A 22,124-nucleotide genomic window follows, 5' to 3' on the forward strand; every position below is an offset into this window, starting at 1 on the left:
TCCAAGAAAACAAGTGGTATAACGATCCCAGCCTGAGTTTCATTCATCATTAACCATGGACGACACCAATGTTTGAGAAAATTTCTGCCGCTCCCGCCGATCCCATTTTAGGACTGACTGAAGAATTTAAAGCGGATCCTCGTGAAACGAAGATCAACTTGGGGGTCGGCGTATACAAAAACGAGCACGGCGAAACCCCTGTGCTGAAAACCGTTAAAAAAGCCGAAGCATTGCTGCTCGAAAAAGAGAGCACCAAATCCTATCTAAGCATCCCAGGCACTGCGGAGTACGGCCTTGCCGTTCAGCAGCTTCTATTCGGTGAGCAGGCTTCGGTTATCAAGGATAAACGCGCTCAAACTGCACATGCGCCGGGTGGTACTGGGGCGTTACGCCTTGCTGGGGAATTTATTAAGCGCCACCTCGGTGACGTCACAGTGTGGATCAGTAACCCAACATGGGCCAACCACAAGGGCGTGTTTACTGCCGCAGGCCTACCTCTCGCCGAGTATACCTACTACGATGCCGCGAAGAATGACAAAGATTTTGCCGGCATGGTCGCAGATCTAGAAAAAGCCAACAGCGGCGATGTGGTCTTGCTACACGGCTGTTGTCACAACCCAACTGGTATCGATCCGACCGATGCGGAATGGAAAGTCTTGGCTGAGCTATGTCAGCGCAAAGGCTTACTGCCGATGTTTGACTTTGCCTATCAAGGGTTTGCACAAGGTGTTGAAGAAGACGCATCTGGTCTACGTATCTTTACGCAAACCTGCCCAGAACTATTGATCGCCAGCTCTTTCTCGAAAAACTTTGGCTTGTATAACGAGCGTGTGGGCGCCTTTACTCTGGTCGCACAAGATCAGCAACAAGCCACAACCGCTTTTAGCCAAGTGAAAGCCATCGCGCGCGTGATCTACTCTAACCCACCAGCCCACGGCGCAGGTATTGTGACAGAGATCCTCAATAACCCCACGCTAAAAGCAGAGTGGCATCAAGAACTTGCTGATATGCGCGATCGTATTAAAACCATGCGCACCGAGTTTGTGGCAACATTAAAAGAAAAAGGCGTTAATCGCGACTTTAGCTTTATCGAGCAACAAAACGGGATGTTTTCTTTCTCTGGTTTGAACAAAACTCAAGTAGATGCACTGAAAGCAGAATACGGTGTCTATATCGTCGGCTCAGGCCGCCTCAATGTGGCGGGTATGACGCACACGAATATGGGGCCACTTTGCACTGCCATCGCAAAGGTTTTAGACTAGGCGCCACTGTCATCGAAATGTCATAAAGGGCCGACAGGCCCTTTTTTTTGTCGATGCATCAATTAAAGCAACATTGTATTAACAAAAATATCATTAATAAGCCCATAGCCGCTAGACTAAAACTAATAAGGCTCTTATGAACTGTGACCAGAAAGATAAATACTATGAGTGGTAATGAAGTTATATTTGGTGACGATGAACGCCTCGTCTCGACCACCGATAAACGCGGCGTTATCACCTACTGTAATCCGGAATTTATTCGTATTGCTGGCTACAGCGGTGACGAACTTTTGGGGGCGCCCCATAATATAATTCGTCATGCTGATATGCCCAAAGCTGCCTTTGCGGACATGTGGCGGAACCTCAAAGCCAATCAACCGTGGCGAGGCATCGTTAAAAACCGCTGTAAAAACGGCGATTATTACTGGGTTGATGCCTACGTGACTCCCATCTATGAACAAGGTCAGGTAACAGGCTATCAGTCGGTGCGGGTCAAGCCAGATCCCGCAGTGAAACACCGTGCTGCACAGATCTACAAAAAACTATGTGCCGCCGAAAAAGGAAGCAAATCACTGGGGGGGCTCTCCATTGAAAGCATTCCCGGCGCCGCTAAATTGGCACTGCTTATCGCCGGCCTCGCTGTTGCACCACTCTCCCTCGCCTTTGATCCCAATATCAATGGGTGGGATATCGCCAGCGCTGTCGCTATGCCTGCCATCTTGGGCACCCTATTCCGTGATGAGCTGTTGACTCTGCCAGCCTTGGTTCGTGGTTATCAAGCCGACTATGACAGTATTAGCCGTTACGTCTACGCGGGAACGGGTTTAAGCTCCGTCGCAGACTACAAACTTAAAATGCTGCAAGCACGGATTCGGACCATCCTCGGCCGTATGTTGGATGCCTCCTTGTCTCTCAATCACTTTTCCGATGACTTGAGTGCCCTTTCGCAGCGTGTTTCTCAGGCGATCAATACCCAAAGCCATCAAATCACCTCGGTGGCCAACAATATTGATCACGCATCTGATTCTGCGAACAAGGTATCTGAGAATGCACAGCAAAGTGTTGAACTGCTGCAATCGGTACAACAACAAAGCCAAGAGACACAAGCACTGCTTCACCAAACCGGCGAGCAGCTTCAGGCCTTGGCAAAACAGTCTGAAAGCTCGTTATCTGCCACACAGCAGCTTTCTGTGACGGCAGAGCGGGTCACCGATGCGATGAGTGAAATCAGTGGTATTGCTGAACAAACCAATTTGTTGGCTTTAAATGCCGCGATTGAGGCTGCGCGTGCCGGTGAACAAGGTCGCGGCTTCGCGGTTGTCGCTGAGGAAGTCCGCGCCCTATCTAGCCGCACGCAAGGCGCAACAGAACAAATTCAGCAGTCAATCCAAGAGATGCACGATACCATTAAACAATGGCAAGCGCAGATCGATGTCAGTCACAAGCAAACCCAACAATGTGTCGATACCACAGATCACAGTATTGCAAGCTTAAACGCGGTGACGACAGCAATTGACGATGTGGTATCGCGTACGCGTGAAACACACCATTCTGCTCAAGCGCAACTGCAAACGTTTAATGATATCAGCCGCGATATTCATGATATTGAGTCTGTATCCCAACAGAATCTCAATGAAGTGAACGATGTCTCGCAAGCAAGTGCAGAGCTGCGCGACAAAGTCCGTCAGTTTCACGATATTGCCAAACAGTTTGAATAGTCACACCTTGGCCACTCTATGACTGGTCAAGAATAAGCTCGGTTCTGACTGTCATAAAAAACGCCCCCATCTCGCGATGGGGGCGTTTTTACATCGTTTCGCTTACTAAGCGTATCTCTAACTAATTGATACCATGCAAAAATTCAGCACGCGTCGCGGCATTCTTTTTAAATTGACCACCTAAGGCTGTCGTGGTTGTCTCGCTGTTCGCATCCATCACCCCACGCGATTTCACACAATAGTGTGTTGCTTCGATACGAACTGCGACATTGTCGGTTTCAAGTAAGGTTTGCAATGCCACCAGCACCTGACGTGTTAAGCGCTCTTGTACTTGGGGGCGTTGAGCGAAAAAGCGAACAATGCGATTGATCTTGGATAATCCAATCACTTTCTTATCCGGTAAATAAGCGACCGTTGCGCGACCATCAATGGTCACCAAGTGATGCTCGCAGGTACTAGTGACTGAAATATCCTTCACACGTACCATTTCGTCGCAACCCATCTTGTTCTCAATCATGGTCACTTTAGGGAACTGCGTGTAATCCAAGCCCGAGAAGATCTCGTCCACATACATCTTTGCGATTCTTGCTGGCGTCTCCGCTAAGCTATCGTCAGTAAGGTCAAGATCAATTGCCTGAAGAACTTCACGCATATGAAATTCAATTTTTTCTTTTCGTTCTGCCGCAGACAACGCTGACTTTGCGGTCATCGGTGTCTCAATACCACGAGCAACCAGCGCTTCCTGAACTTTTTTTGCAGCATCGCTCAATGCCATGATGGATTCCTTTTAGGTCTGGCCTAAGTTGTTCTTTTCAGTACACACATTGCCCGCGAACGGATCAGTGCTGTCATCTAATAGAAGAATAACGTTAATCATTTAAAAATACACCTTGTGAATACTATGGCTTTTACTACTTGACCCATAAATGCGCACTTAAGTGTCAAGCCAAGTGAACACAGGAGGTTTGCATGTCTGATTCATTCCACAAGGTTTGTTTTTTTCTTTTCGGTGTGGCGTCAAATCGGTTGGCCGTCATCAAGGCTTCAAGTTAATGAAACATATTTGTCATGTTTCTTTCCTAAAGTGCCTCTCGTTCGAAACAACAAACCGCGACTCATCGCAAATAAGGGATACGATATGAAATCTAAGGTCTTTGGCGCCATCATGATGGCAGGTGCCATGTTCTCTGCCTCAGCAAGTGCACAAGAAACTGTTTCAATCTCTGGCTCAACGTCAGTAACCGAAGTCATGGAGGTGTTGGCTGAAACCTATCATCAGCAACACCAAGACACCTACATCGAAGTACAAGGCACAGGTTCGTCAGCAGGAATCAAAGCCGCTAAAAACGGCACTAGCTATTTTGGCATGGCTTCACGCGAGCTAAAAGCTTCTGAAAAAGAGTCTTCACTAAAAGAAACAGTAATTGCCCGTGATGGCATCGCTGTTGTTGTCAATAACGCCAATGGCGTCAAAAACCTCACTGCAGACCAAATCGCTAAAATCTATCGTGGCGAAATCACCAACTGGTCAAATGTCGGTGGTGAAAACAAACCTATCGTTCTGGTGACACGTGACACGGCTTCGGGCACGCGTGGTGCATTTGAAAGCATCATGGGTCTGAAACGTAAAGTGAACGGCATGAAAGTGTCAGCCATTTCACAAAAAGCACAAGTCGCAAATGGTAACGGCGTCGTGAAGACCATTGTTGCTAATAACCCACTTGCGATTGGTTATATCTCTTTAGGCTCTGTGGATGATTCCTTAAAAGCACTGAGCGTTGACGGTCATGCTCCGACTACTGAAGCCGTGGCAGCGGGTGACTACAAAGTTGCACGTCCTTTCTTAGTACTTCATAAAGAAGGCACTACCTCAGCAGCGGCGGACGACTTCCTCAACTGGGTACTGTCTGCAGATGGCCAGAAGATTGTTGCAAACCAAGGCTATATCGCTGTTAAGTAAATAGAATTTTGGCCCAGCAAATGGCTGGGCCCTCTTTTGTTACATCCTTAGCCATTCATTGGCATGGAGTTGTTATCATGACCATCGCATCCGAACAGGTAAATAATGTCTCGGACTCGAGTCTCACTAAACGCACTCGAGTTGACTGGCGAGAAAAGATTTTTCACGCTTTGTTTTTATTCAGTGCCATTGTAGGCGTGTTATCACTCGCCACCATTGGCTACTTCATTTTCCGCGAGAGTATTCCCGCACTCTCTGCCGCTGGTTTTACCGATATCGTCTTTGGTAGCGAGTGGCTTCCGCCCGCACTCTACGGCATTGCGCCTATGATTGTGGCGTCATTAGCATCCACCGCAGGGGCTGTCCTTTTGGGTGTGCCTGTCGCCGTGCTCACCGCTGTCTTTATCGCAGAAGTCGCACCGAAATGGCTTGCCAATATCATCCGCCCGGCAGTTGAACTCCTCGCAGGTATTCCATCGGTGGTCTATGGCTTCTTTGGTCTGGTCATCATCGTCCCGTTGATCCAAGACATCTTTAATGTTCCAGCGGGCAACACTCTGCTTGCCGGTGTCATCGTGTTGGCCGTCATGATCTTACCAACGGTCATTACGGTGTCTGAAACCTCGCTACGCGCCGTACCTCGTGCCTATAAAGAAGGCTCTCTGGCACTTGGTGCATCATCGATGTTTACGATCTTTAAGCTGCTTGTGCCTGCTGCTCGCTCCGGGATTATGACGGGTGTGATTTTAGGGATTGCACGTGCGTTGGGCGAAACCATGGCGATCATCATGGTGATGGGTAATGCCCCAGCGATGCCAGAAGGCATTCTCGATTCAGCGCGTACCCTTACCGCCAATATCGCGTTAGAAATGTCTTATGCCACGGGCGTGCATGCCAGTGCCCTGTACGCGACCGGTGTCGTCTTGTTGATTTTCATTATGTTACTCAACGGCGCGCTGCTTTACCTGAACCGCGAGAAAGCGAGATAAGTTATGTTGTCACGTCAATTACAAGATAAATTAGCCTTAGGGTTTATTTGGACAGCAGCAGGCTTAACCGTCGGCTTTCTGTTCTGGATAATCTGGTACATTCTGAGCAACGGCCTGCAGTATGTTGACTGGTCATTTATTTCCAGCGACTACACGCGCATTGGTGAGTCCTCCGGGATTTGGCCGATGATTGTCTCCACCATCTATATGGTACTAGCCTCGATTGCCATTGCGGCGCCACTGGGGATCATGACTGCTATTTACCTCACTGAATACGCGAAAGTGGGCAGCAAGTTAGTCAAGGTTATCCGCTTTTGTACCGAATCACTGGCAGGCATTCCTTCAATTATATTTGGTCTGTTTGGCCTCACGTTTTTTGTGGCGGTACTGGGGCTCGGCTTTTCGATTCTTTCCGGTGCCTTGACGCTCAGTATTTTGATCCTTCCGGTGATTATCCGTACCACTGAGGAAGCCTTAATGGCCGTCCCTCAAACCTATCGCGAGGGGTCGTACGGACTCGGTGCGTCCAAAATCTACACCATTTGGAAGTTAATCCTGCCCAGCGCGATGCCAGGGATTATCACCTCAATCATTCTTAGTGTAGGTCGCGTGATTGGCGAGTCTGCACCTGTTTTCCTCACTGCCGGTATGGTGGCGCGTATCCCTGATACATTGCTTGATTCAGGACGCACGCTTACGGTGCATTTATACAAGCTCACGCAAGAGCTTTACACCGTCCATGAGTGGCACCAAGCCTACGCCACTGCCACCGTGCTGATTGTTGTCGTGCTGGTTATCAACATGCTAACCAAACTCATTGCACGCCGATTCAATAAAGCGACTTATTAACGCATTCTGAGGCCCGACATGAACAAATTTGAAATCAATGATTTAAATCTTTATTACGGTAACGGTGAAAACCACGCGCTTAAAAGCATCAACTTGCCGATTCCCGCCAAGCGTGTCACCTCGTTGATTGGCCCTTCTGGTTGTGGGAAATCAACACTTTTGCGCTGCTTGAATCGCATGAACGATTTAATTGAAGGTGTCCAAATTGACGGTCGACTCACCATGGATGATCAAGACATCTATGGCAATATCGACGTTGCCGGCCTACGGATTAAAGTGGGCATGGTGTTTCAAAAGCCTAACCCCTTCCCAATGAGCATTTACGACAATGTCGCTTATGGCTTACGCGCCCAAGGCATTAAAGATAAAAAGCACCTAGATGCAGTGGTTGAAAAATCACTACGTGGCGCAGCATTATGGGATGAAGTCAAAGATCGTCTCAAGGCCCATGCTTTTGGACTGTCTGGCGGTCAGCAACAGCGCTTATGTATTGCTCGCACGATTGCGATGGAGCCGGAAGTGATTTTGATGGATGAGCCAACCTCTGCCCTCGATCCTATCGCGACGAAAAAAATTGAAGACTTGATGGAGTCATTAAAACAAGACTACACCATCGTCATTGTGACGCACTCCATGCAGCAAGCCCGTCGTATTTCCGACCGCACTGCGTTCTTTTTGATGGGAGAGCTGGTGGAGCATGATGAAACTGCCGCGCTCTTTGCGCAACCACAAGATGACCGAACACGAGGCTATGTGAACGGTGATTTCGGTTAAATACGTCGCTGACAATAAAGTGTCATAGAGTTGTGATTAACTAACTAGGCACTTGTTTGCATCGGTTCCTAACTCCAAACATAACGATAATAATTCACGCGATGGTATATCTTGGCCCCTCTACCGGGGCCTTTTTTTTGCGCGGAACAAAAATAGACACTCCGTTGACATTGGTCGATTAATTTATTGGCATACTTGTCACACTTTTGGCTAAGCTTGAATTGACATCCACTGTTAGTGACTAAGGAGTCATTATGAAGAAAAACTTGTTGATGGCGGTCATGGTCGCTACAGGTTTAACCGCTTGTAGCAGCTACAACCCTTCTGGCGAGTATGCTAATGAAGGTATATCAAAAGATAATATTGCCCAAAAATGGCAACTCGCTATGGTCGATCAACAAGCTATCAGTGCGGATGGATCCCCGACCTTAATGGTCAACTCTGACATGGTCGTCAGTGGCTACACCGGCTGCAACCGTTACTTTGGAAACGCGCAAATCGAAGATAATCGTTTTCGCATCGACCGGATGGCTAGCACAAAAATGGCTTGTTCTTCTCAAGCAATGAACATGGAGCAAACAGTAAGTCATGTACTGAGTGATTGGAGTATGGCAAGTATCAGTAATGATATGCTCTCGTTGTCAAACGAGCAGCACACTCTGATCTTTAAAAACAGTACGGCGAAGAAAGACTCAATGAATGCCGGCGAACCTTACTATACGATTTTTGATCCGCACCGCACCAAAGGGCGAGAAGATTAATGTTGTGATAACGGCGCCATTCGGGCGTCGTTTTTTATTCTATCTCCATCCAATGCCAGCGTTCTGGTTCGTCAGCTTTCGCCCGAGAGAGGGCTATCTCCCCGTAAGAGCACATCCGTGAAACCGTCATCTGTTCATGATCACTCAGCGTTACCCCACCGACATAAACATCCACTAGCATTGCACCCTCTTCCCGTTCAAACGGCAACTGCAAGCGTTTTACCGTCAGTAAGCACTCTTCAGCCAGTCGCTGCGCGCCTTCTGTACGCGGCAATATCGCGACAAATTGGCTGCCACTGTATCGGCATAACAAATCACCYGGGCGCTTAAACATGTTATCAAGTGCTTCTGACAAGCGACGAAGCACTTGATCTCCTGCTAAACGGCCATACTTGAGGTTGTAATCCGATAAACGCTCAACTTCCACAATCATCAAGCTAAGCGGGGTTTCTTCTCGCAGTGCCCGCTGAATTTCACGTTCTAACTCCGCTTCAAAATGGCTGCGATTGTACAGTCCGGTTAAACCATCACATTTCGTCATCGACTCGAGTTTGGTGTTTGCGTCCCGTAATGCACGGGTTTTCTGATCAACCTGTGCCTGTACGGTTAAGGTCCTCAGTTGTAGTCGATACAGCAGGTAACTGATGATAATAAAAATGACGGTGCCTGCCGCGAACACCCAATAGGGCATGTAAGACTGACGTGCAGCCACATATTCAGCCGTCGGATAACCTTCCACTTGCCATTCTCTGCCTGCAAAAAATACCGGTACTGACTGCTGAGTTAACGCCTTGTTCACCGGTGAACTGAAATCGGCTCGTTGGCTATGCAAAGGCTGGGGATTTCGCTCATTAGTAATGTCATTGAGCGTGAAGTTAATCCCGTCATTAATCACCGTATTAATTGCGAGATCAACAAGCTCACCAATATCAATGACCGCGACTAAAAAGCCGCGGAGGTCACTCGTTTCTTCGCCGCTTAACTGTTCTGGGTCACGGAGAATCGGCATAATCAGCAAAAAGCCCTGAACGCTGCCGTACGCCCTTTTGACCGTCGTCGCAGGCGTAGCAACAGGTACACCGGTATTGAAACTGGTTTTAAGGGCTTGGCGAGTCACAGCAGTCGATCCCATATCATATCCAATCACCGACTGGTTACTGCTCGCGCTCGACGTAAAACGGATAGGAAAGTACATGTCTCGTCGCCGAGCAGGGATCAATGCCCCTGACTCATCGAACTCAACAATATCCGTTCCCTGTTGTGAGCCTTCTTGCATCGCATCTTGGACATAGTGTCGACGTTGATGATGCATCACTATATCGACCCACTCAATTGACTTAAAACTTAGGTGGCGCTCCAACACGCCTGATGTCATCGGTTGAAAGTTGCGTGCACTGAGGCGATGACCCGCATCAAAATGATTTTTCACTGCGTACAGAAGCTCGAGACCAAGGTTGACTTCCCTGCCCAGAGCCATGGCGGCATTATTGACATCTTTTTGGACTTCTTTGCGAATCGCATTTTGCTCAGACTGGAACAGCAAATGCCCAGTCAGTGCAGAGAAACCTATCCCCACAAGGACTGTTATTACAATAATGCTCCATGCGCGTCGCGGCATTCCAAACGTCCTTCTGTCTATATCGTGTTGCCGATAGTTCGGCCGCTTTTATATAAAATTTCGCCACATTAAGCGTAGTGCCTCATAGCACGGATGATCAATTTTTTAACAAAAACAAAACAGTTGTCACGAATGAGGCCAGCGTGTTCTGAACAGAACATTAACCAAGAAAGACAGAAAAGGCTCACTCCAAGTCTGGGTGAGCCTTCGCTAAAACGGTGAGTAACTAGACCAATAGGTTATTTCAATTTCAGTTGGTTGGTTAGCGGATCGTACTCACAACCAATGTCGTTAAATTTGTCTCGAATTTGTTCATCATCTAGATCAAAGTGCGCCATCAATGATTCAAGGCTATCGCACTCTAAACGCAAACGTTCATTCGCGATACTGAAGAATATTGCCCCATCCAAACGATGAATATTGTTGATGTCCATGTTGGCCTCTCCTTGTTTCGACAGATCCCGTTGGGTCAACCAAGCTCTCCCTAAAGTATAGAAACACTCGAGACCACTCGCCAAATCATCCCATCACGATGGTATTCAGGCTAACGCTGGCGGCAAATAAAAAACCAAACCCAATCAATAAACGCCACCATGCAGGTTTGGTGTGTTTGAGCAAATGCCAAATGGATGCGGCAATACCCAATAAGCCTAATCCAACCCCTGCAAACAAGGCATTAATATTCATAGTGGTGAGTGTCGTAAGCGATGCCACCACGGCGACAAGTAACACCGTGGCCATCAACGCCAGCACACYGGCAATCGGCAATAAACTATCAAACGCTTGCAGACGAGATTTTGCCCTTACCAATAGGCCGTGTCCGGCACTGGCTCCCAGAAGAACCACTTGCAGCAAGCCAAACACAGCGGCCATCCAGCCCTGACTCGCCGTAATGATTAACCATGCAACAAATGCCGTTAAATTTGCGACATGAAGCAAAGGAATGGGACCGGAATGACGGGTTTTTCCAGTTTTTGATCGAAACGCAAATAAGCCTAAAAACAGAAAGGGTATAGTGGCTAAAAAGCTAGATGGAACCAAGATCACCCATGCAAACACTAACACCCAATATGCACGATGGAAGCGGCCCCGCTGGCCCGGACAAATTTCACCTTTGAGCAACGCCAAAGATAAGACAAGTTGCGCACCTAAAACGGCAGACACAAGAGAAGGAGCAACTAACGCGTACATAGCAAACAAAAAACCTTATGGCGATCAATAAAAAACCCGCAACAATGGCTACTTTCTACGGTAAACAATCTGCGGGATCACAATGGGCCTAACAACTACTGTAAATGCGTACAACATACTGGAATGTTTGCACGCTAATACCAACACTTATGACAACAAAAAACGATTTAGCATCACGTTGCGATCATAACAAAAATGGACGTACCACCGGAACCTTTGTACACGCGGGAGCAGACATGAGTGCAATGACTGAAAACATGAGTCATGTTGTCTACAAGCTTCAAATCTCTTTTCTCGAGCTTTGGAGCGCGAAAAAGCATGCCAATAGCTTTAACAATACCCGCAGTACGTATTTGCGTAGCCGCTTGTGTGTGCTTTGCTATGTTTGGGCCGCTCTCACCATCGCTTGGTCACCCGCTGATTTTCTATTTTTAGCGGATAAAGCCGTTGCCGCGCAGCTTTCTCTAGAGCGCTTGATGCTTGCCGTCACCTTGATCACCATTGGCTTTTCAGTCAACAAAGTGAACAACCTCAAAGCCGCCAAGCTGGGCTTGATGGCAATGGTCTGTGTCACCAACCTTTTTTACTTCTCAGCCAGCCATACACTAGGCTTTCCGTCTGAAAATACCGCATTCTCATACAGCTACACGTTATTACCCATTATCCAGATAGTCATGCTGACGATTTTTCCACTCACTATGAGAGAGAGCTTGACACTGATGAGTATCACCCTCGCCTGTCATTTATGGGTCGATTCATTTAGCGGTGTATTACTCAATCCAGATAATATTTCGTCCTACTGGCTGCAAACAGTGATTGCAATGATGGTGTTATGGTCACAGCTCTCACAGTTGCATATGATTCTCAGGCTATATCGCCAAGCCACGCTTGATCCACTGACCGGTATTTATAACCGCCGTATGCTCCTGCAGCTGGCAATGCGCGCCTTAGCAATAAGTGAAGAAAGGCATTCTCCTTTCTCTGTCCTTTTACTGGATTTGGATAAATTTAAACGTATCAATGATAAATGGGGACACTACGCGGGTGATGTAGTTTTGCAGTCCTTCACACGTGCCGTGCAAGAACGACTGCGCAAGTCAGATATTTTTGGTCGCTTTGGCGGTGAGGAGTTCATCGTTTTTCTCCCCAAATGCAATGCCTACAGCGCACAACAGATTGCAGACCGATTGCTGAATGAAATTCGTGCGATGGATGTCTTTATTGACGAACGAGATACCCCACTGAAAGTGACGGCATCAATTGGCATTTCCAGCTATCAAACTGGTGATACATTGTCGTCATTGATAGAGCGCGCAGACAGCGCGCTCTATCAAGCGAAGGCAGAAGGTCGCAACTGTACGCGTCAATATCAAGTCGGTAAGCACTACCCCAACGATGCCAGAGAAACCGCAAGCTATATCAATAGCGCCCTAGAAACTAATTAATACTATTAATGGGTTAACACCGTTTCTGATGAGGAGACGGCGGGTTTGCTTTTTCGCGTTGCTTTATACAGAGCATACACAAGGGCCAGCACAGCAACACCCAAGCTGCACGCAGCGACTACTACGCCTTCCCAAGCGTAATGTTGCCAAGCAGCAATCAGGTAAAAGCCACCCAAGCTACCACCGGTGTAGTAATGCACCAGATACAAGGCCGTTGCCGTCGCTTTACCCTGATTGGCTTGTCGGCTTACCCAACCATAAGCGAGGGAATGAGTGAAAAATGCCCCACCACTAACCACCAGTAATCCAACAATCATCCAAGTGATGTCATGGTGTAAGGTCACTAATACGCCCAACATGGCAACAATGGTGCCAAATGCCATGCCACGAATAGCACCGAACCTAAGTACCCAGCGTCCACTCAATCGTGATGTAACGGTGCCCGCGAGATAACAGATAAAGACCGACGAAACCAAACTCACCGGCAATTGATAAGGCGGCGCCACCAGCCGGAACGCCATCACCGAAAATAAATTGACGAATAACGCAAAGTTGATACCACCAATTAACATAGCTAACCACAAGCGTGGGGTACGAAGGTGAGACAGAACACCTCGCGAGTGGGCCAATAACGAGGTATTACCTTGGGTAAAGTATTGCTGACGCGGCAATAATTTCGTCACCAAGGCGACGCCCAACAAACTCAATACGGCCATCCCTAGCACCGCTCCTTGCCAGCCCCACCAATCGGTCATCATCCCRCCCGCAACACGTCCGGAAATCCCGCCAAGAGAGTTGGCACTGATATAGCTGCCCACCGCGATCGCAAACGCTTTAGCAGAGAATTCTTCAGCCATATACGCGACCGCAACCGCGGCAAAGCCACCCAATGCTGCGCCCATCAACGCTCGTAGCCCAACAATCAACCAAAAGCTGTTGGTTGCTGCCATCAGAAGCCCGATCGCAGGGAGCATCCAGAGGCTGATTAGCATAATCGGACGTCGTCCGAGTCTTTCGGACAATACCGCCCACGGGACGAGTGAGAAGGCAAGACCTAAGGTCGCGGCGGCGAGCAACCAGTTGGCACGGGTTTCACTGATCCCATCGTGGCTCGCAAATACCGGCAACATAGGTTGAAAGAGATATAAATTACAAAAAATAAGGAAGGAGCCGAATGCCAGAGCAAAGGCCGTTAATCGGTAACGCGATGAGCCAAGCTCAATCATGACAACCTCATCATCTCGTTAAGTTGTGATCATGCTAGCAACGGCAATGCGATTAATAAAATATATTAAATTTATATTATCCATATCTATTATTTATACATGGACATTAAACAGCTGCGTTACTTTATTGCTGTCGCGGAGGCTGGGAGCTTTACCCTCGCCGCACAGGAGCTTCACATTGCACAGCCTGCATTGAGTATCGCGATCAAAAAGCTTGAACACCATCTTTCTATGCCCCTTTTCGTGCGCGGCGAGAAGCGGATTCAACTAACGCAAGAAGGCCAAGTGCTGCTCACTCATGCGCATCGTGTGGTGCAACAGATGCGCGATACGGCCACCGCAATGGATGAGCTGAAAGGGTTGCAAAAGGGCGAGGTTCGGATTGGTGTGCCCGGTATGCTGGGTTCCTACTTTTTTCCGGACTTATTGATGGGGTTTCGGCGACGCTATCCTGACTTAAAGTTAACCATTATCGAAGCTGGCACCCACTCATTGCGAAAGATGCTATTGGAGAGTGACCTCGATCTGGCGGTGATCACTGCCAGTGATGTGCCCTCATCGTTAGAAACCATGCCTCTCATCTCCTCGCAAATGGTCGCAGTGGTCAGTGAGGAACACCCACTTGCCGGGTGCCAAACCCTCGACTATCAGACCTTTTTCGATCATGAACTGATCATGTTTCGTCCCGGCTATTTCCATCGTGATTATTTGGATCAGATTTGCCATCAATACGCGATAAACCCCAAACTTTCTTTGGAAACAAACTTGCTGGCGATGATTTTAAACATTGTGCGTCATGGCGTTGCGATTAGCGCATTGCTCGAGATGGTGACGGAGCATGAGCATGGCATTGTGGGGATCCCATTCACTCAGCCTATTAACCTCGATATCTCGATGGCATGGCGTAAGGATGGTTATCTGTCTTTAGCTGATCGTGCCTTTATTGACTATGTGAAAACCCACACCTCCTCTGCGTAATGAAACACCTGCTGGCGTTATTTAGCCCTATACTCCATGCAGGAATACCGCTAAAATCGCCGGCTAATTTATCGCCCGTCTTGAGGTGCCAATCACCCTCAAGGCCTCTGGGCTGACCAAGAGACGATAACGTGACACCAACTGCTATTTACGATTACACCCCCTACTGGGCCGCTTGCTTTGGACCTGCGCCTTTCCTGCCAACGACCCGAGAAGAGATGGATATACTCGGCTGGGATAGCTGCGATATCATCATCGTGACCGGTGATGCCTATGTCGATCACCCCAGCTTTGGTATGGCGGTGATTGGTCGCGCACTTGAAGCACAAGGCTTTCGAGTCGGGATCATTGCACAGCCTAATTGGCACAGCAAAGATGACTTTATGGCATTGGGTGAACCGAACCTGTTTTTTGGTGTTACCGCGGGCAATATGGACTCCATGATCAACCGCTACACCGCGGATAGAAAACTGCGTCATGATGATGCCTATACGCCTAACAATGAGGGTGGAAAGCGCCCTGATCGCGCTGTACTCGTTTACTCACAGCGTTGTCGAGAAGCGTACAAGCAAACCCCGATTGTGCTGGGCGGCATAGAAGCCAGCTTGCGCCGTTTAGCACACTATGACTATTGGTCAGACAAAGTCCGTCGCTCTGTGTTATGTGATGCGAAAGCCGATATTCTGCTGTTTGGCAATGCGGAACGTGCCTTGATTGAAGTCGCTCACCGTCTTTCGCGGGGCGAAGCACTGGCTGATATGACACGGATCGCGGGGACAGCAGTGATGATGAAGCATCCCCCAGAAGGCATGGCCGAAGTTGACTCAACGCGCATCGATAAGCCGGGTAAAGCCATGGTGATGCCGAATCCTTACGCCACTGAAACGCAATGTGAAACGAGTAAGAAAGCTGAACCTGACGCAGCGAAACCGATCACGATTCGTCCTTCTCGCCACGATGCGAAAAATACCTATGTGCGTTTGCCGTCATTTGAGAAACTCAAAAACGATCGCATTTTATACGCCCACGCCAGTCGCGTGATGCACTTAGAAGCCAACCCCTATTCAGCGCGCGCTCTGGCCCAACAACACGGCGATCAGCTGCTTTGGATCAATCCACCTCCTGTGCCACTGACTACCGAAGAGATGGATTACGTGTTTGGTCTTCCTTATGCACGTGTCCCTCATCCTAAATACGGGAAGGCGAAAATTCCCGCCTACGACATGATCAAAACCTCGGTAAACATTATGCGCGGGTGTTTTGGCGGATGCTCATTCTGCTCGATTACCGAGCACGAGGGGCGGATCATTCAAAACCGCTCACATGAATCGATCATTGAAGAGCTCAACGATATTCGTGATAAAGTGCCCGGCTTTACCGGCACCATTTCTGATCTCGGTGGCCCTACCGCGAACATGTATCGTTTAGGCTGTTCGGATCCCAAGGCCGAGCGCAACTGTCGGCGACCGTCTTGCGTGTTTCCCAAAATTTGCGACAAGCTAAACACAGATCATCGTCATACAATTGATTTATATCGTAAAGCTCGCCAAGTCGAAGGAATTAAAAAAGTCTTGATCGCGTCAGGCGTCCGGTACGATCTCGCGATTGAATCACCCGAATACGTGAAAGAGTTGGTCACCCACCATGTTGGGGGTTACCTCAAAATCGCCCCCGAACACACCGAGAAAAACACCCTCGATTTAATGATGAAACCGGGGATGGGCGCCTATGAGCGCTTTAAAGCCCTGTTTGAAAAATACAGCAAAGAAGCAGGCAAAAAACAATACCTTATCCCCTACTTTATTGCCGCACATCCCGGATGTACGGACGAGGATATGGTGCATCTGGCATGCTGGCTGAAAGAAAACGACTTTGAGTGTGATCAGGTGCAGAACTTCTACCCATCACCGATGTGTAATGCCACCGCGATGTATCACTCTGAGACCAACCCACTGAAGCGCGTGAAGTATAAAAAACGCGAAGATCTCACCGTCGCCAAAGGCGAGCGTCAACGTAGACTGCACAAGGCACTGTTACGTTACCACGACCCTGCTAACTGGCCACTGATCCGTGACGCTTTGGTTCGTATGGGTAAAAGCCACCTTATCGGTAACGGCCCTAAATGTTTGATCCCGAAAGAAGACGCTCCAACTAAAGTGGGACGTCAGCGCCGCTCTGGACGTCATGGCACCCAGCGCTTTGCGACCAAACATCCGAATCAACCCGATATTCGTCGTCCCAGCGGCAAAAGCCGTGCGTCGGCCACTACCAATAAGCCGTCTCGCAAGCGTAAATAACCGTTTAGCGATAGGATCAAAAACGCCCCAACATCGCGCGATGGGGGCGTTTAACCGTTTGCCGAGCAAACAGGTAGTTAACGAAATAGCTCGGCGCCAATGACCATCAGCGCAAGCACGCCCGCAATACCACCGACAACCCACGCAATTTTCTTTTGCGTGCCCTCATCAAGGTACTGTGCCGCGGTGATACCAACCAAAACCAGCAAGATGATAACAATCGTTTTAAGCATCTGTTTTGCCTTCGTTTTTAGCCATTATTTCACTGTACGCGAAACCCATTTACGTGCAAGCTCAATGTTACTTTACGTGTTCAGTATGGACACGATCACTGCGGGTGCACGCTAAACGCAGCAATACCTGCAATGGATGCCGCAATTGTTGCTCACTAAACCGTTTGACCTGACTGCGACACGAATAGCCCGTCGCGAGGACTCGCTCCACCGGCAATTCGGCCAACTTGCCTGACCAACTTAAATCGTAGATGGCTTGCGAGGTCTCACGCTTATCGGCTTCGTGGCCATAGGTACCCGCCATACCACAGCATCCAACCGATACCGGTTTTAGCTCGGCACCAAAGTGAGCGAACAGTTGTGCCCACTGCTGCTCTGCATGTGGCAATTGTGTTTTTTCGGTACAGTGGCCAAACAGGTACCAAGTTCCTGCGTCTATATTGTCCGCTGACGGCAATGTTGGCACCACTGACATCAACCACTCGTGACTTAGTTGAACGTTAAAATCGCCTCGTTTTTTGCCCAACGCTTCGCAGTATTCATCACGATAGCAAAGCACCAAGGCCGGATCGACGCCCACTAGGGGAATATTCAGCGCAGCAAGTTGATTAAGAAACGCAGCTGTATTCTGTGCCGTTGCCCCAAACCGGCGTAAGAAGCCTTTCACATGCTGGGCCTTACCGTTGGGCTTAAACGGAACCAACATCGGCACTTTCCCCAGTTGGCGCGCAAGCTGAATAAGATCATGCACAAGCGGTGCTTCATAAAAGCTGGTAAACGGGTCTTGGACAATCAACACATAATTTTCACGCTCTTGCGCAGACAGAGCTTGCAGCCAAGTTAGATCAAATTTTAGCGCATGATCGCCAGCCAAAGACGCTGCTAAGGTGGGAACCGATAACGCAGGCGTATCTGTATATCCCACCAATTTTGCCGTCAACCCTTGTGCCCAGCGGGGTTGAGTGACGGCGTTTACTAACTTGGGCGTTTTTGCCATCAGGGGCAATAACGTTTCAATGTTCGCCACGAGGTGGTCTTTGATCGGGCGCGGGTAGCGGCTGTAATACAATTGCATAAACCGAGAGCGAAAGCTGGGAACGTCGACTTTAATCGGGCATTGGCTCGCACACGCTTTACACGCCAAACAGCCATTCATCGCTTCCATCACTTCGTGGCTAAAATCGTCCGCTTGCTTACGTCGCGTAAAATAGCGGCCAAATTTTTTCATCACCTCACGCACCGAGGGAGATTGCGTCATTAAGGCCTGTTCCACATCGAGCGGATCAACCCCCTGCTCGGCCAATAGACGCAACCATTCCCGTACGATCCCCGCGCGCCCCTTGGGAGAATGGCGACGGTCGTAGCTAACTTTCATCGACGGACACATCGGTGACGCGGTGTCATAGTTAAAGCACAACCCGTTTCCGTTACACTCCATCGCTCCTTTAAAGCTGTCGCGAACCTCAACGGGGATTTGCCGGTCATAAAAGCCACGCTTGGTGTCATYAACACGAACCAACGCATCTTCGCTATTGATAGGCGTACAAATTTTGCCGGGATTCATGCGGTTTTGCGGATCAAATGCCGCTTTAACTCGCCGTAATTGGGTAAACAAAGTGTCACCAAAAAACGCCGGTCCGTACTCTGAGCGATACCCTTTTCCATGCTCCCCCCACATCAAACCACCGTATTTCGCAACCAGCGCAACGACTTGGTCTGACAGAGTTTTCATGATTCGCTCTTGTTCCGGATCGCATAGGTCCAGTGCTGGCCGAACGTGGAGCACACCCGCATCGACATGACCAAACATGCCGTAATGCAGATCATGGCTATCTAATAAGGCACGAAACTCACTAATAAAGTCGGCTAAGTGTTCAGGCGGCACACAGGTATCTTCGGCAAAAGGCACCGGCTTCGCTTTCCCTTTCGTCGCCCCGAGCAGGCCGACCGCCTTTTTTCTCATCGCATAAATCTTGTTGATCGACGCGAGATCACGACAGATTTGGTAGCCAATCACGCCCTGTTGCTCGTGTTCAATCAAGGCATCCAGCTTGTCACAAAGAGCGGTAATTTGTTGGTCAATATCGTCAGCGTCATTGCCTGCAAATTCCACCATGTTGATGCCATGCATGGTTTTACCCGGCACGTCTTGCAACAAATCACTCACGGTGTGCCAGACAATGTCGTTGCGTGCCAAATCCAACACCTTGGCATCGACAGTTTCAACCGATAACGCCTTGGCCTCGACCATCATAGGAGCATTGCGCAAGGCAGAGTCAAAGCTGTCGTACTTGATGTTGACCAAGGTGCGTACAGTCGGGATCGGAGTAATGTTTAAGGTCGCTTCGGCAATAAAGGCCAGCGAGCCTTCCGCGCCGCATAAGACGCGGCCGATATCAAACCGACTCATCCCGTCATCATAGACATGCTTGAGATCGTAACCAGTAAGAAAGCGGTTTAAAGGCGGAAAGGTACGCGTAATCAAATCTCGGTGCTCTCTACACACCGACGAGACAGTCTCTAATGCACGACCGGCAAGATCGTCTCGCTCCATCGCATGATTTAATTGATCACTATCCAAAGGTTGCGTATCTAACACACTGCCATCGACGAGTACCGCCTTTAACCCCAATACATGGTCAGAGGTTTTCCCGTAACGAAGCGAGCCTTGTCCAGATGCATCCGTATTGATCATGCCGCCAATGGTGGCGCGATTACTGGTCGAAAGATCGGGCGAGAAGAAGAAACCGTAAGGCCGCAGGACATCATTGAGCTGATCTTTAATCACGCCGGCTTGCACCCTGACCCAGCCTTGCTCTGGATTAACCTCCAATACCTGATTCATGTGGCGAGAAACATCTACCACCACATGTTTCGTCAGTGACTGACCGTTAGTGCCCGTTCCGCCACCGCGAGGAGAGAATTTAATCGCATTGAAAGGCGGCGCTTGTACGGTGTGCCCAATGAGTGCGAGGTCGTCCACACTCGCGGGGAAAAGCACTGCTTGTGGCAGTGCCTGATAGACGCTGTTATCGGTCGCCACCGCCAATCGGCTCGCGTAAGTTGACTCAATATCGCCTTCAAAGCCTGCTTGCTGCAAAGCGGTTAGAAAATCAACGACGGCGGACGACAAGCCCGCCTGTGGGTGTATTGCCGGTATCATTGCTGTTCCTGTGCGCAGTATCCACCATGCCTGGTGTGACTTTTTGTTGTGCTGTCACTTTACCTTAACTCTACGCGCAGCCAAAGCGATCACCCATAATTCACCATCAACCCATCACAAAGCACCGTTCGCCAAACGTAGCTATAACGATTGCATGCCTATTTTCCGGGCTAACCAACGTGCTAACTCAGGGCTGGCGATTAATGCCCAAGGCGGTATGCTCCAAATGGCCATGCACGTGAAAATCAGCAACACCCAACTGACCCCAGTTAACTGGCTGACACCGTAAGCAATGCCGAGGATCACCCCTGCGCCGAGAATAATCCACGCAAAAGTGAGCATTTTCCCGCCTCGTGTTTGTGCGGGTTTACGGGTTGGGAATAACTTGTGCCAAACTTGACCGGTATAAACGCCGGCCGCGAGTGCGGCGAGATACAGCAAATTTGGCAACTTCACCGCTAATGCTGCAAGTGCCAACACGATGCATACCAACAGCCATATCCGTGCGGTATTGAGCAGTGGACGCGCATTTTTTACCGTCATACCATCGAGCTTGACGGTCACACTTGCAATGCTGGCACCAATCAAGCCGCCAATGATGACATCACTGGCAAAGTGTACACCGAGGTACATCCGATTCAGGCCCATCAATACAATCACAAATAATGTCAGCCCCAACGCCCCATAGGCGGGCGGATACTCAGCGCGCCGCTTAAGATACCAAGCCGTTGTTACCGCCGCCGCGAGTAGAGTGTGGCCGCTCGGTACTGTAAAACCTCGCGCGTCACCAATTTTTAACTCGGGCCAGATAAAGAAAGGTCGAGGCATTGCAAAACCGCTTTTTAGAAGGGTTGATACCGCGGCGGCACTGATCAGCAAAAACAACAAAGACAAGGCCGATTTATGGCCTCTGAAGACCAAAAATAGCGGCACAAAAGCAAGATAGAATGCCGTTTCCCCCAAAATATTAACCAGCCAAAAGACCTGAGTGGTGAACGAGGCCATGGTCTCGCCCATTGCGGCTACGGCTTGCTGGACACCCGAGACTAACCCGTACTGACTCACGTAAAACGTGGGCGCAAGTGCGCTAAAGTCAGCCAGCGCGGTCACATCACTGCTTGGCACTTTATCGACTAACGACCACAGTAGCGCTCCCCTATCATTAAATCGGTATTGATAGTCTTCTGCGTGCGCTTTTGGTACGAGTCGGGCTTCATCAATTTCAGAGGCAAAGTTCGGCGCCAGCCACGCAGGCAAAATGCCCGTACCATCCGCTTGAGAGACAACCGGTAATGGGGCGAGGCTGCGACAATCAAACAAAACGCCACGATGGTCTTGATAGCGCACCTTACCAACGTCAACCCGAATAGCGGTCTCTTCAAACACTTCTCGTGCTAATGCTTTTTGCGGGGATTCCGCAAGGCTTACACGGCCGCCCGGTAATCCATAGCGGCCACTGACGCGGTCTTTGACCAGCAGCAAACGCCCAGCAGGATCAACCACCATACAGGCCACGCCAGCGATCCCTTGCTCAGGTGAAAACGTATTCTCTGCGTCGGCTAACACAGAACTCGACACCAACCAGCTAACAACTGACAATAGTAAGGCGATACTCCGTTTCATGCGGCAGCTCCTGAATGCATGTATCGTAACAAAACAA

Annotated in this window: 18 protein-coding genes; 10 read left to right on the plus strand and 8 right to left on the minus strand. The window is 49.3% G+C overall.

Translation table 11 applies throughout. From position 1 onward, the window contains the following. Positions 1-68: 68 nt before the first annotated feature. Positions 69-1,262, plus strand: coding sequence for an amino acid aminotransferase (locus BZJ19_RS09265; protein ID WP_077675415.1), 1,194 nt, complete (start codon positions 69-71; stop codon positions 1,260-1,262). Positions 1,263-1,426: 164 nt separating this feature from the next. Beyond that, positions 1,427-2,980, plus strand: a complete 1,554-nt coding sequence (locus BZJ19_RS09270) for a methyl-accepting chemotaxis protein (protein WP_077675416.1) — start codon at positions 1,427-1,429, stop codon at positions 2,978-2,980. 121 nt (positions 2,981-3,101) lie between these two features. On the opposite strand, the gene folE is transcribed toward BZJ19_RS09270, so the two are convergent. After that, entirely contained in the window at positions 3,102-3,758 is a 657-nt protein-coding gene (gene folE, locus BZJ19_RS09275; RefSeq protein ID WP_077639376.1) for a GTP cyclohydrolase I FolE, read from the minus strand. A 360-nt stretch (positions 3,759-4,118) separates the two neighbouring features. On the opposite strand from folE, the gene BZJ19_RS09280 reads away from it, so the two are divergent. The 5 genes from BZJ19_RS09280 (at position 4,119) to BZJ19_RS09300 (ending at position 8,313) form a co-directional block, all read left to right on the plus strand. Next, positions 4,119-4,940, plus strand: a complete 822-nt coding sequence (locus BZJ19_RS09280) for a phosphate ABC transporter substrate-binding protein (RefSeq protein WP_077479731.1) — start codon at positions 4,119-4,121, stop codon at positions 4,938-4,940. Positions 4,941-5,017: 77 nt separating this feature from the next. After that, positions 5,018-5,929, plus strand: a complete 912-nt coding sequence (gene pstC / locus BZJ19_RS09285; protein WP_069587109.1) for a phosphate ABC transporter permease subunit PstC — start codon at positions 5,018-5,020, stop codon at positions 5,927-5,929. A gap of 3 nt (positions 5,930-5,932) precedes the next feature. Further along, a complete protein-coding gene (pstA, locus tag BZJ19_RS09290; RefSeq protein ID WP_077675417.1) occupies positions 5,933-6,778 on the plus strand; it encodes a phosphate ABC transporter permease PstA in 846 nt (281 codons plus the stop codon). Positions 6,779-6,796: 18 nt separating this feature from the next. Beyond that, positions 6,797-7,552 (plus strand): phosphate ABC transporter ATP-binding protein PstB, encoded by a 756-nt coding sequence (pstB, locus tag BZJ19_RS09295; protein WP_077675418.1) that lies wholly within the window; start codon positions 6,797-6,799, stop codon positions 7,550-7,552. Between the two features lie 254 nt (positions 7,553-7,806). Further along, positions 7,807-8,313, plus strand: a complete 507-nt coding sequence (locus BZJ19_RS09300; protein ID WP_077675419.1) for an META domain-containing protein — start codon at positions 7,807-7,809, stop codon at positions 8,311-8,313. Positions 8,314-8,347: 34 nt separating this feature from the next. On the opposite strand, the gene BZJ19_RS09305 is transcribed toward BZJ19_RS09300, so the two are convergent. The 3 genes from BZJ19_RS09305 to BZJ19_RS09315 form a co-directional block, all read right to left on the minus strand. After that, the gene (locus BZJ19_RS09305; protein WP_077675420.1) at positions 8,348-9,931 is read right to left on the minus strand and encodes a CHASE domain-containing protein; all 1,584 of its coding nucleotides are present in this window, start codon (positions 9,929-9,931) and stop codon (positions 8,348-8,350) included. A 239-nt stretch (positions 9,932-10,170) separates the two neighbouring features. Then, positions 10,171-10,365, minus strand: a complete 195-nt coding sequence (locus BZJ19_RS09310) for a DUF4250 domain-containing protein (protein WP_069587103.1) — start codon at positions 10,363-10,365, stop codon at positions 10,171-10,173. Between the two features lie 85 nt (positions 10,366-10,450). Beyond that, entirely contained in the window at positions 10,451-11,122 is a 672-nt protein-coding gene (locus tag BZJ19_RS09315) for a hypothetical protein (RefSeq protein WP_077675421.1), read from the minus strand. A 236-nt stretch (positions 11,123-11,358) separates the two neighbouring features. Between BZJ19_RS09315 and BZJ19_RS09320 the strand changes: the two genes are divergently transcribed. Next, positions 11,359-12,567 carry a GGDEF domain-containing protein gene (locus tag BZJ19_RS09320; protein WP_157891172.1) on the plus strand — a complete coding sequence of 403 codons (1,209 nt, stop codon included), beginning with the start codon at positions 11,359-11,361 and terminating at the stop codon, positions 12,565-12,567. 5 nt (positions 12,568-12,572) lie between these two features. Here BZJ19_RS09320 and BZJ19_RS09325 read toward each other — a convergent pair whose 3' ends face one another. Further along, the gene (locus tag BZJ19_RS09325; protein WP_077675422.1) at positions 12,573-13,793 is read right to left on the minus strand and encodes an MFS transporter; all 1,221 of its coding nucleotides are present in this window, start codon (positions 13,791-13,793) and stop codon (positions 12,573-12,575) included. A 99-nt stretch (positions 13,794-13,892) separates the two neighbouring features. On the opposite strand from BZJ19_RS09325, the gene BZJ19_RS09330 reads away from it, so the two are divergent. Further along, positions 13,893-14,771: a LysR family transcriptional regulator gene (locus BZJ19_RS09330; RefSeq protein ID WP_077675423.1), complete on the plus strand. Its 879-nt coding sequence runs from the start codon at positions 13,893-13,895 to the stop codon at positions 14,769-14,771. Between the two features lie 131 nt (positions 14,772-14,902). After that, a complete protein-coding gene (locus BZJ19_RS09335; protein ID WP_077675424.1) occupies positions 14,903-17,068 on the plus strand; it encodes a YgiQ family radical SAM protein in 2,166 nt (721 codons plus the stop codon). Positions 17,069-17,145: 77 nt separating this feature from the next. Here BZJ19_RS09335 and BZJ19_RS17100 read toward each other — a convergent pair whose 3' ends face one another. The 3 genes from BZJ19_RS17100 to BZJ19_RS09345 form a co-directional block, all read right to left on the minus strand. Next, the gene (locus BZJ19_RS17100; RefSeq protein ID WP_157891173.1) at positions 17,146-17,301 is read right to left on the minus strand and encodes a hypothetical protein; all 156 of its coding nucleotides are present in this window, start codon (positions 17,299-17,301) and stop codon (positions 17,146-17,148) included. A 67-nt stretch (positions 17,302-17,368) separates the two neighbouring features. Continuing rightward, positions 17,369-20,464, minus strand: coding sequence for a D-2-hydroxyglutarate dehydrogenase YdiJ (gene ydiJ, locus BZJ19_RS09340; protein ID WP_077675425.1), 3,096 nt, complete (start codon positions 20,462-20,464; stop codon positions 17,369-17,371). 141 nt (positions 20,465-20,605) lie between these two features. Next, positions 20,606-22,087 carry a bifunctional NUDIX hydrolase/phosphatase PAP2 family protein gene (locus BZJ19_RS09345; RefSeq protein ID WP_077675426.1) on the minus strand — a complete coding sequence of 494 codons (1,482 nt, stop codon included), beginning with the start codon at positions 22,085-22,087 and terminating at the stop codon, positions 20,606-20,608. Between the last annotated feature and the right edge of the window lie 37 nt (positions 22,088-22,124).

Origin of the sequence: Salinivibrio proteolyticus, assembly GCF_001996165.1 — a bacterium.
Classification (GTDB): domain Bacteria; phylum Pseudomonadota; class Gammaproteobacteria; order Enterobacterales; family Vibrionaceae; genus Salinivibrio; species Salinivibrio proteolyticus.

Bases quoted from the DNA above. Each gene is read 5' to 3' on its own strand.
- BZJ19_RS09265 (WP_077675415.1), top strand. From the start codon at position 69: ATGTTTGAGAAAATTTCTGCCGCTCCCGCCGATCCCATTTTAGGACTG.
- BZJ19_RS09270 (WP_077675416.1), top strand. From the start codon at position 1,427: ATGAGTGGTAATGAAGTTATATTTGGTGACGATGAACGCCTCGTCTCG.
- BZJ19_RS09280 (WP_077479731.1), top strand. From the start codon at position 4,119: ATGAAATCTAAGGTCTTTGGCGCCATCATGATGGCAGGTGCCATGTTC.
- pstC (WP_069587109.1), top strand. From the start codon at position 5,018: ATGACCATCGCATCCGAACAGGTAAATAATGTCTCGGACTCGAGTCTC.
- pstA (WP_077675417.1), top strand. From the start codon at position 5,933: ATGTTGTCACGTCAATTACAAGATAAATTAGCCTTAGGGTTTATTTGG.
- pstB (WP_077675418.1), top strand. From the start codon at position 6,797: ATGAACAAATTTGAAATCAATGATTTAAATCTTTATTACGGTAACGGT.
- BZJ19_RS09300 (WP_077675419.1), top strand. From the start codon at position 7,807: ATGAAGAAAAACTTGTTGATGGCGGTCATGGTCGCTACAGGTTTAACC.
- BZJ19_RS09310 (WP_069587103.1), bottom strand. From the start codon at position 10,365: ATGGACATCAACAATATTCATCGTTTGGATGGGGCAATATTCTTCAGT.
- BZJ19_RS09320 (WP_157891172.1), top strand. From the start codon at position 11,359: ATGAGTGCAATGACTGAAAACATGAGTCATGTTGTCTACAAGCTTCAA.
- BZJ19_RS09330 (WP_077675423.1), top strand. From the start codon at position 13,893: ATGGACATTAAACAGCTGCGTTACTTTATTGCTGTCGCGGAGGCTGGG.
- BZJ19_RS17100 (WP_157891173.1), bottom strand. From the start codon at position 17,301: ATGCTTAAAACGATTGTTATCATCTTGCTGGTTTTGGTTGGTATCACC.
- BZJ19_RS09345 (WP_077675426.1), bottom strand. From the start codon at position 22,087: ATGAAACGGAGTATCGCCTTACTATTGTCAGTTGTTAGCTGGTTGGTG.